At 55.7% G+C, this 1030-nt stretch carries 1 rRNA gene; it reads left to right on the top strand.

The features are described 5' to 3' along the window. Positions 1-1028 (top strand): 23S ribosomal RNA (locus ACIQVZ_RS42555); the annotation flags it as partial. Positions 1029-1030 lie beyond the last annotated feature (2 nt).

Genomic DNA, 1030 nt, shown 5'->3' on the forward strand with positions numbered 1-1030 from the left:
GGCGAAGCTGAGAACTTAAGCGCCAGTAAACGGCGGTGGTAACTATAACCATCCTAAGGTAGCGAAATTCCTTGTCGGGTAAGTTCCGACCTGCACGAATGGCGTAACGACTTCTCGACTGTCTCAACCATAGGCCCGGTGAAATTGCATTACGAGTAAAGATGCTCGTTTCGCGCAGCAGGACGGAAAGACCCCGGGACCTTTACTATAGCTTGATATTGGTGTTCGGTTCGGCTTGTGTAGGATAGGTGGGAGACTTTGAAGCAGCAACGCCAGTTGTTGTGGAGTCGTCGTTGAAATACCACTCTGGTCGTGCTGGATGTCTAACCTGGGTCCGTGATCCGGATCAGGGACAGTGTCTGGTGGGTAGTTTAACTGGGGCGGTTGCCTCCTAAAGAGTAACGGAGGCGCCCAAAGGTTCCCTCAGCCTGGTTGGCAATCAGGTGTTGAGTGTAAGTGCACAAGGGAGCTTGACTGTGAGACTGACGGGTCGAGCAGGTACGAAAGTAGGGACTAGTGATCCGGCGGTGGCTTGTGGAAGCGCCGTCGCTCAACGGATAAAAGGTACCCCGGGGATAACAGGCTGATCTTCCCCAAGAGTCCATATCGACGGGATGGTTTGGCACCTCGATGTCGGCTCGTCGCATCCTGGGGCTGGAGTAGGTCCCAAGGGTTGGGCTGTTCGCCCATTAAAGCGGTACGCGAGCTGGGTTTAGAACGTCGTGAGACAGTTCGGTCCCTATCCGCTGTGCGCGTAGGAGTGTTGAGAAGGGCTGTCCCTAGTACGAGAGGACCGGGACGGACGAACCTCTGGTGTGCCAGTTGTCCTGCCAAGGGCATGGCTGGTTGGCTACGTTCGGGAGGGATAACCGCTGAAAGCATCTAAGCGGGAAGCCTGCTTCGAGATGAGCACTCCCACCTCCTTGAGAGGGTAAGGCTCCCAGTAGACGACTGGGTTGATAGGCCGGATATGGAAGCCCTGTGAGGGGTGGAGTTGACCGGTACTAATAGGCCGAGGGCTTGTCCTCAG

Origin of the sequence: Kitasatospora sp. NPDC098663 (assembly GCF_044760075.1) — a bacterium.
GTDB lineage: Bacteria > Actinomycetota > Actinomycetes > Streptomycetales > Streptomycetaceae > Kitasatospora.